At 52.0% G+C, this 6954-nt stretch carries 7 protein-coding genes; 6 read left to right on the top strand and 1 reads right to left on the bottom strand.

Annotated features, from left to right (window positions below):
* Positions 1–37: 37 nt before the first annotated feature.
* A complete protein-coding gene (gene ispG / locus NP590_RS12460; protein ID WP_256602757.1) occupies positions 38–1258 on the bottom strand; it encodes a flavodoxin-dependent (E)-4-hydroxy-3-methylbut-2-enyl-diphosphate synthase in 1221 nt (406 codons plus the stop codon).
* 102 nt (positions 1259–1360) lie between these two features.
* Here ispG and NP590_RS12455 point away from each other — a divergent pair, with 102 nt between their 5' ends.
* From NP590_RS12455 to nqrE, 6 genes are all read left to right on the top strand, one after another.
* The gene (locus NP590_RS12455; protein ID WP_256602754.1) at positions 1361–2089 is read left to right on the top strand and encodes a metallophosphoesterase; all 729 of its coding nucleotides are present in this window, start codon (positions 1361–1363) and stop codon (positions 2087–2089) included.
* A gap of 175 nt (positions 2090–2264) precedes the next feature.
* The gene (locus tag NP590_RS12450; RefSeq protein ID WP_256602753.1) at positions 2265–3611 is read left to right on the top strand and encodes a Na(+)-translocating NADH-quinone reductase subunit A; all 1347 of its coding nucleotides are present in this window, start codon (positions 2265–2267) and stop codon (positions 3609–3611) included.
* Positions 3611–4810, top strand: coding sequence for an NADH:ubiquinone reductase (Na(+)-transporting) subunit B (locus NP590_RS12445; RefSeq protein WP_256602752.1), 1200 nt, complete (start codon positions 3611–3613; stop codon positions 4808–4810). Before NP590_RS12450 ends, NP590_RS12445 begins: the two co-directional genes overlap by 1 nt.
* Positions 4803–5663 (top strand): Na(+)-translocating NADH-quinone reductase subunit C, encoded by an 861-nt coding sequence (locus tag NP590_RS12440; protein WP_256602751.1) that lies wholly within the window; start codon positions 4803–4805, stop codon positions 5661–5663. Before NP590_RS12445 ends, NP590_RS12440 begins: the two co-directional genes overlap by 8 nt.
* An 8-nt stretch (positions 5664–5671) precedes the next feature.
* The gene (locus NP590_RS12435) at positions 5672–6340 is read left to right on the top strand and encodes an NADH:ubiquinone reductase (Na(+)-transporting) subunit D (RefSeq protein WP_256602750.1); all 669 of its coding nucleotides are present in this window, start codon (positions 5672–5674) and stop codon (positions 6338–6340) included.
* Positions 6340–6948: an NADH:ubiquinone reductase (Na(+)-transporting) subunit E gene (gene nqrE, locus NP590_RS12430; RefSeq protein ID WP_256602749.1), complete on the top strand. Its 609-nt coding sequence runs from the start codon at positions 6340–6342 to the stop codon at positions 6946–6948. The genes NP590_RS12435 and nqrE overlap by 1 nt, the downstream gene beginning before the upstream one ends.
* The last annotated feature ends 6 nt before the right edge of the window (positions 6949–6954 follow it).

Raw genomic sequence — 6954 nt, 5'->3', positions numbered from 1 at the left:
GGCCAATGGCCGCCTTTTTAGTAAGCATTGAATGCGGTTAGTTCGCGCTGTAGTGCGATTCAATATAGCGCTCAACCAATACCTGAAACTCTTCGGCAATGCGGTCGCCTTTCAGCGTAACGGTTTTTACGCCGTCTTCGAATACCGGTGCCACCGGCGATTCGCCGCTGCCGGGCAGGCTGATGCCGATGTTGGCGTTTTTGCTTTCGCCGGGGCCGTTGACCACGCAGCCCATGACCGCCACTTCCATGGTTTCCACGCCTTTGTATTTATCTTTCCATACCGGCATTTGGTCGCGCAGATAGGCCTGGATGTCCTGGGCCAGTCTTTGGAAATAATCGCTGGTGGTGCGTCCGCAACCGGGGCAGGCGATGACCATCGGGGTAAAGGAGCGGAAGCCCATGGTTTGCAGGATTTCCTGGGCCACGACGACTTCCTTGGTGCGGGCCGCGCCGGGTTCGGGGGTTAAAGAAATGCGGATGGTGTCGCCTATGCCTTGTTGCATTAGAACACCTAGCGCGGCAGAAGAGGCGACGATGCCTTTCGAGCCCATGCCGGCTTCGGTCAGGCCCAGGTGCAAGGCGTAATCGCAACGGTTGGACAAGTCTTCGTAAATGCTGATCAATTCCTGCACGTTGCTGATTTTGCAGGACAGGATGATCTTGTCTTTGCCAAGGCCCAGTTCCTGGGCTTTTGCCGCGCTTTCCAACGCCGACAGCACGATGGCTTCTCGGGTGATAGCTGAAAGCTCCTTGGGGTTGGCCAATTGCCGGTTTTCGTCCAGCAGTCGGGTTAGTACGGCCTGATCCAGGCTGCCGCCGTTGACGCCGATTCGCACCGGTTTGTCGTATTTGCAGGCGAACTCTATCATCTGTTGAAACTGCGGGTCGCGAGCCTTGCCCTTGCCGACGTTGCCGGGGTTGATGCGGTATTTGGCCAGCGCTTGCGCGCAATCGGGGTATTTTTCCAATAACTTGTGGCCGTTGAAATGGAAGTCGCCGATAATGGGCACCGAAAAGCCTTTTTGCGCCAGTTTGTTGACGATTTCCGGTACGGCCTTGGCGGCCTCTTCGGTATTAACCGTGATGCGAACCATTTCAGAGCCGGCGGTCGATAATTCCATAATCTGCTGAACGCTTCCCGCAACATCGGCAGTATCCGTATTGGTCATGGATTGCACCACAATCGGCGCGCCGCCGCCGACCTTAACGTTTCCGATCGATACTTGTTGAGTGTGTTTTCTGGGGCTAATCGACATAGAATTAATGTTTGCAAAAAATCGAAGTTATTTGAAAATACCAAGTAATTTACTTAGTAATACGAATTATACCCCCTAAGCGCTAGGACGAAAGAGCAAATTGTGCGGATAAATTATTTTTCTGATGTACACCTGGAATTCGGCGAACAAGGTTTGCCGGACACGGATGCGGATGTGGTAGTCGCGGCGGGCGACATCGGGGTTTTCAGTCAAGGAGTGGAGTGGCTGAAGGCTATCGATAAGCCCGTGATCTATGTGGCGGGAAATCACGAATTTTATAACAGCGAATACAGCGCGGTTTTGAACATGCTGCGACAGGAATGCGCCGGTACTAATATCCGGTTTCTGGAGAAAGATCAGCATGTCATCCAGGATATCCGGTTTTTGGGATGCACGTTGTGGGCCGATTTATTCGTCGACGGCGATGCGAAAGCCGAAGCCATCGGAAAGACGCTAAACGATTTTCGCAAAATTCGCTTTAACGACGAAGCCTTCAATCAGTCCCATTTTTCCGCTCTGCATTCGGAAGCCAAGGCTTGGCTGGAAAAACAGTTGGCTACGCCATTCGCCGGTCAAACCGTTGTGGTGACTCATCATGCTCCCACTGAATGGAGTTGGATAGAAACGCCCAACGCGTTGAAGAAAATGGCTTATTGCAACGATTTGAAATGGTTGTTTCATGAATACGAGATAACGGCCTGGTTTCACGGTCATGTGCACAATATGGGTGATTACCGGATTGCCGATGCCCGAATTTTAAGCAATACCCGGGGTTATATCGGGCGCAGAGTCGTGGAGGCTTTCGATATCAACAAGGTGGTGGATATCTGAAGCGGCGAGGCTCATTAATCTTGGCGCAATGTGCTTTGCAAGGGCGATTTGACGTTGAGTAAGCCCGTAACTTGTGATGTAATGGAACGGTTTGATGTCTTGAACTGTCCTTTGGGTTTCGTGGTTCTTAAAGGGCTTTTGGCTGCAATTTGTCTGGAGAGCAGGCGTAACAATTATGCAATTTACAATTAAAAAAGGTTTGGATTTACCTATTACGGGTGGACCCGAACAAAATATAACCGATGGTAACAGCATCAAGTCGGTTGCCCTGTTGGGTGGCGATTATGTTGGCTTGAAACCAAAAATGTTGGTGGCGGAAGGAGATAAGGTAAAACTGGGTCAAGCCCTGTTTTCCGACAAGAAGAATCCGGGCGTCAACTTTACGTCTCCCGGGGCGGGCGTGGTCAAGGCCATTCATCGTGGCGACAAGCGCGCCTTGCTTTCCGTCGTCATTGAATTGAAGGGCAATGAACAGGAAAAGTTTGCCAGCTACAAGGCAGCCGAGTTAGCCAATCTGACGGTTGATCAGGTCAAGGAAAATCTGCTGGCTTCCGGTCTTTGGACCTCATTCGTTACCCGTCCCTACGGCAAGGTGCCGACGGTGGACAGCGCACCCAGCTCCATTTTCGTTACGGCAATCGACACGCGTCCCCTGGCCGCTGATCCCGCCATTGTCATCAAGGAGCGTGCCAACGATTTCGCCAACGGTTTGTGCGTCATTTCCAAATTGAGCGCCGGCAAAACTTATCTGTGCAAGGCCGCGGGCGCCGATGTCGTCAGCCATGCGGCCGCCGAGGTGGTCGAGTTTGCCGGCCCGCATCCCGCCGGCTTGCCCAGCACCCACATTCATTTGGTCGATCCGGTCAATATCAATAAATTTGTCTGGCACATCGATTATCAAGCCGTCATTGCCATTGGCGCGTTGTTCACCACCGGCAAATTGAATGTTGAAAGAGTGGTTTCGCTGGCCGGACCTACCGTTAAAAATCCCCGGTTGGTGAAAACCCGAGTTGGCGCCAATTTGGATGATTTGGTGGCCGGCGAGTTGCAGGACGTAGAGAACCGGGTGATTTCCGGTTCCGTGCTATACGGACACGAAGCGGTCGGTCCCGTTTCCTTTCTGGGCGCAAACTGTCTGCAAGTATCGGTGCTGAAGGAAGGACGCGACCGTGAGTTGTTCGGCTGGATCGTGCCGGGCAAAAACAAATATTCGGCGATGAACGTCTATGTATCCAGCAGGGATCGCCAAAGCGGACGCCAATTCCCGTTGACTACCGACAAAAACGGCAGTAACCGGGCTATTGTGCCGGTCGGTGTTTACGAGTCGGTTATGCCGCTGGACATTCTGGCGACCCCGTTGTTGAAAGCCATAGTCGTGGGCGATAGCGATACTGCCCAGTTATTGGGTTGTCTGGAACTGAACGAGGAAGACGTGTCCCTGTTCACTTTTGTCGACCCGGGTAAGCATGATTTCGCACCCGTGCTTAGAGCTAATTTAACTAAAATCGAGAAGGAAGGATAATGTCGGCTAGAGACTTTTTAGATAGCATAGAGCCGCATTTTACAAAGGGCGGCAAGTTTGAAAAGTATTACGGTCTTTATGAGATGGTGGATACTTTCATCTATACCCCGACCGATGTAACGCGCGGTAAAACTCATGTTCGCGACGGTAACGACCTGAAGCGCACCATGACTTTTGTGGTCATCGCCACGGCGTTCTGTGTACTGATGGCATGGTATAACACCGGTTATCAGGCCAATCTGGCCATGCAGGCCATGGGCGTCGAATCCATAGATAACTGGCGCCGCATTCCGATGGTGCTGTTTGGATACAGTCCGTACAATCCATTGTCCTGCCTGGTGCACGGCATGCTGTATTTCTTTCCGGTCTATTTCACCACCCTGGCGGTGGGCGGCATCTGGGAAGTATTGTTTGCTACCGTGCGCAAGCACGAAGTCAATGAAGGCTTTTTGGTGTCTTCGATGCTGTATACGCTGATCCTGCCGCCAGACATCCCTTTGTGGCAAGTCGCGTTGGGTATTTCGTTCGGCATCGTGTTGGGTAAGGAAGTCTTTGGCGGCACCGGCAAAAACTTTTTGAACCCCGCATTGACCGGTCGGGCCTTCCTGTTCTTTGCATATCCTGCCTCGATTTCAGGCGATGCCGTTTGGGTTGCCGTGGACGGTTTCAGCGGCGCGACCGCATTGTCTCTTGGCGCCGCCGGCGGCGTGGAAGCCATTCAAGCCAGCTTTGGCTGGTTTCAGGCCTTTCTGGGCTTCATTCCGGGCTCCATGGGCGAAACCTCGACATTGGCCTGTTTACTCGGCGCGGCGTTCTTGCTGTACACCCGGGTCGCGTCCTACCGCATCATGGGTGGGGTCATGATTGGCATGATTGCGATGTCTACCTTGCTGAATGTGATAGGCAGCAGCACCAATCATATGTTTGCCACGCCGTGGTATTGGCATTTGGTGTTGGGCGGTTTTGCTTTCGGTATGGTTTATATGGCGACCGATCCGGTTTCCGCCGCGGTAACCGATACCGGACGCTGGATATACGGTGTCATGATCGGTTTCATGGTTGTGATCATCCGGGTGATCAATCCCGCATTCCCCGAGGGTATGATGCTGGCCATTCTTTTTTCCAATATGTTTGCGCCATTGATAGATTACTTTGTTGTTCAAGCAAATATTAGAAGAAGGATCAAACGCCATGCTTAACGCCGAAAAAAAGACCTGCAAGTATAACGAGCAGCTTTGCAAATATTACGAACAATTCAAGGTGTATCGTGACAAAGTGCTGGCCTTAAGCAACGACAGCCTGGAAAAAACCGTTGCGGTTGCCTTGGCGCTATGTTTGGTTTGCGCCGTATTGGTCTCGCTGGCCACGGTGGCGCTGAGACCTTTGCAAAGCTATAACAAAGCCCTGGACATGAAGAAAAATATTCTTGATGTTGCCGGCTTGTTGCAAGAAGACACCGATATTGACGCGGCATTCAAGGAGAGAATCGAAGCGAAATTGGTTGATCTGTCTACCGGTGAATATGTTGACGGCAACGTTGACGAATACGATCAGCGTAAGGCCGCCAAGGACCCCGCGCAGAACGAATTGATTCCCGTCGATAAGGATATTGCCAGTATTCGGATGAAAGCCAAGGTTGCCAAAGTGTTTTTGGTTAAAAATGGCGATCAGTTGCAATCCATCATTCTTCCCGTTAATGGCTATGGGCTGTGGTCCACCATGTACGGATTTATGGCGCTGGAGGCGGATGGGCGGACCGTACAAAGCATCAATCTGTACGACCAGGGCGAAACCCCGGGCCTGGGTGGCGAGGTGGTTAATCCCAACTGGCGCGCGCTGTGGAAAGGCAAAAAAGTCTACGGAGACAACGGTGAGGTGGCTTTGACGCTGGTCAAGGGCACGGTAGACACCAGCCGTCCGGATGCGGCTTACAAAGTCGACGGCTTGGCGGGCGCGACTCTGACCAGTCGCGGCGTCAGCAATTTGATCCTGTACTGGATGGGACCGGAAGGTTTCGCGCCTTTCCTGAACAAAATCAAAACAAACGGTTAGGAATCGTCATGGATAAAGAAACTAAAAAAGTGTTATTTGAACCCTTGGTCGATAACAACCCGATCACCTTGCAGGTGCTCGGGGTGTGTTCGGCGCTGGCGGTGACTTCGCAAATGTCGACCTCGCTGATCATGGCGATGGCCTTGACCTCGGTGACCGCGTGTTCCAGCGCGGCGATCAGCGCGGTGCGCAACCATGCGCCCAGCAGTATCAGGATCATCGTGCAAATGATCATCATCGCTTCATTGGTTATTGTGGTCGACCAAATCCTGAAAGCGTTTGCCTTCGAAATCAGCAAAAAGTTGTCGGTATTCGTCGGCTTGATCATCACCAACTGTATCGTGATGGGGCGGGCCGAAGCGTATGCGATGAAAAATCCGCCGCTACAAAGTTTTATCGATGGTATCGGTAACGGCTTGGGTTACAGTCTGATCCTGGTCATGGTGGCCTTCTTCAGAGAAACCTTGGGTTCCGGCAAATTGCTGGGCTTCGACGTGCTGCCGTTGGTCAAGGACGGCGGCTGGTATGTGCCCAACGGCATGATGTTGTTGCCACCCAGCGCATTTTTCATCATCGGCTTGATCATCTGGGGTTTTCGTACCTGGAAACCCAAACAGGTTGAACACAACGAGTTCAAAATACTGTCGATTGCTCACGGTGAAGGAGGGCACCACTAATGGAAGCCTATATCAGTCTATTTGTTAAAGCGGTTTTCATCGAAAACCTGGCCTTGTCCTTCTTTTTGGGCATGTGTACCTTTCTGGCGGTTTCCAAGAAAATCTCCACCGCGATGGGTCTGGGTATTGCGGTTATGGTGGTACAGACCTTGACGGTACCCGCCAACAACTTCATTTATCAAACCCTGTTGAAGGAAGATGCCTTGGCCTGGTTGGGCATAACCGGTGTCGATTTGAGCTTTTTGAGTCTGTTGAGCTGTATCGGCATGATTGCGGCTTTGGTGCAGATATTGGAGATGACGCTGGATAAGTTCTTCCCGGCGCTGTATCACGCTCTGGGTATCTTCCTGCCCCTGATCACCGTTAACTGTGCGATTTTGGCCGGTAGTCTGTTCATGATAGAGCGCGATTACAACTTCACCGAAAGCGCTGTCTACGGCATCGGTTCCGGTTTCGGCTGGGCGTTGGCGATTACAGTGATGGCCGGTGTGCGCGAGAAACTCAAATACAGTGATATTCCCGCGGCGCTGCAAGGTTTGGGCATCACTTTTATCACAGCCGGCTTGATGTCTTTGGGCTTTATGGCTTTCTCTGGAATTCAATTATAAGGGTAT

This window comes from Methylomonas subterranea (genome assembly GCF_024505185.1).
In the GTDB taxonomy this organism is placed as follows: domain Bacteria; phylum Pseudomonadota; class Gammaproteobacteria; order Methylococcales; family Methylomonadaceae; genus Methylomonas; species Methylomonas subterranea.
The sequence above is the reverse complement of the archived record's forward strand: the minus strand, read 5'-3'. Positions and strand labels throughout refer to the sequence as shown.